This is a genomic window from Bacillus cereus group sp. BfR-BA-01381 (assembly GCF_022663555.1).
GTDB classification, from domain to species: domain Bacteria; phylum Bacillota; class Bacilli; order Bacillales; family Bacillaceae_G; genus Bacillus_A; species Bacillus_A pacificus.
On the sequence record NZ_JAKUFR010000194.1, the window covers coordinates 1 to 1,505 of the forward strand.

Genomic DNA, 1,505 nt, shown 5'->3' on the forward strand with positions numbered 1-1,505 from the left:
TTAAAGAAGCTAGATCCATATGTGATGAAATATTAGGGGAATGTGAGTTGAACCCTTTCTTAATACTGCCTAGAGCAATTGCGTATTTTAAGAAAGGAGAGACTTTTATGTTCTCAAACTACGAAAAGGCAAAGCACTATTTAACCAAAGCGTATAATACTTTGGATGAGATTGGTGATTTCGAAGGCATTAAAGAGAAAAGAAATATGTTTCTGCATAACCTGGCCTTTTTAAAGATTATCCATATGAAAGAAATAGATACAATTGGTGAAATTCATGAAGCTGAACAGGCTTTACTTCAAATTAAATTAGGGAACAAGCAAGAAGGCGAAAGAATATTAATGGGACTAAAAGAAAGCAACGGTGAACTTAGCGGAATCCAAATGGTGTATCTAGCACTTGCTAGAAATGATAGAGCATTAATGATGAAGGCACATGAATGTTTGCTCCAAAAAAATGATATTTTTTATGCTCAATTACCAAAAATGTACTTGGGTGAAGTTTGAAAAAATGGTATAATTAACTTATCAGTCATGAGGCAGGTGGATAAATATGAAAAAAATCTTAGCTCTAATTCCAGTACTAGCCGTTCTCGGTGGTTTCTTATTGAATTCTGCCACAGACGTAAAAGAACCTAAGCAGGAAGCCAAAGCACCAATCGTTATGTATAGCGAAGATCCAGGTGGATGGTAAAAAAGTAATTAACTATAAAAAAGTAAGTTTAAATGCGATCGTCTTTCAGTAGACGGTCGCATTTGTGCGTTTAAAGAGCTTTCCGTTTTTTTATACTTTGATAAAAACAGAAATAATTACATTTATTTACAAAAATACAAAGGATGTTTTAGGGGGAAAAGTAATGAATGCAGTATTAACAACAAAAGCGGTATCAAATACAACAGAGGAAATAGCATCTAAACTTTGGGAATTGTTATTACTAGGGGAAAATAATGAAAATGCAAAAGGGAGTATTGAAAATATTAAGGAATCACTTGCTATTAAAACAAAAAATGATTGATAGCTACGTGCTACCAATCATTTTTTGTTCGCATCTATAAATGAATTAATCATTCTTAAATACATTTCTTGTTCAGCTTCTGGAAGTTCTTTTAATTTATTATATATTTCATCGAAATCTTTTTTTAATCGGGTATTTTGTTCACTGTTTAGAGCAGGATCGTCCGAAAATCCTAGAAGGTAATCTGCAGTACAACCAAAAACCTCTGCAAATTTAGATACAGATCTTTCGCCACGATCACGTTTGTTATTTTCAATTCCAGATATAGTAGCTTTTTTTAATCCAACCGCTGCTCCAAGTTCATCTTGTGTCCAACCCTTCATTTTTCGTAAAGCTTTAACCCTTTCTCCACGCATAACCATTTCACCCTTTTATATAAATTCAAATAGATTATTTTCTTATAAATAAGTAAACAACTTTATTAATCACATTTTATTATAAAAGTTTAGTTTTAGCAAACTTTTGTAATATTTTACCTGTAAATAAAAAA

Annotated in this window: 4 protein-coding genes; 3 read left to right on the plus strand and 1 reads right to left on the minus strand. The window is 31.8% G+C overall.

Going from position 1 to position 1,505, the window contains the following annotated elements; all coding sequences use genetic code 11:
* From MR079_RS28185 to MR079_RS28195, 3 genes are all read left to right on the plus strand, one after another.
* On the plus strand, positions 1–506 hold a 506-nt coding region (locus tag MR079_RS28185; RefSeq protein ID WP_242295073.1), incomplete at its 5' end, for an AimR family lysis-lysogeny pheromone receptor.
* A gap of 46 nt (positions 507–552) precedes the next feature.
* A complete protein-coding gene (locus MR079_RS28190) occupies positions 553–693 on the plus strand; it encodes a hypothetical protein (protein ID WP_176539112.1) in 141 nt (46 codons plus the stop codon).
* A 163-nt stretch (positions 694–856) separates the two neighbouring features.
* On the plus strand, positions 857–1,015 hold the full coding sequence (locus tag MR079_RS28195) for a hypothetical protein (RefSeq protein ID WP_242295074.1): 159 nt from the start codon (positions 857–859) through the stop codon (positions 1,013–1,015).
* Positions 1,016–1,032: 17 nt separating this feature from the next.
* On the opposite strand, the gene MR079_RS28200 is transcribed toward MR079_RS28195, so the two are convergent.
* Positions 1,033–1,371 carry a helix-turn-helix domain-containing protein gene (locus MR079_RS28200; protein ID WP_073569270.1) on the minus strand — a complete coding sequence of 113 codons (339 nt, stop codon included), beginning with the start codon at positions 1,369–1,371 and terminating at the stop codon, positions 1,033–1,035.
* Positions 1,372–1,505 lie beyond the last annotated feature (134 nt).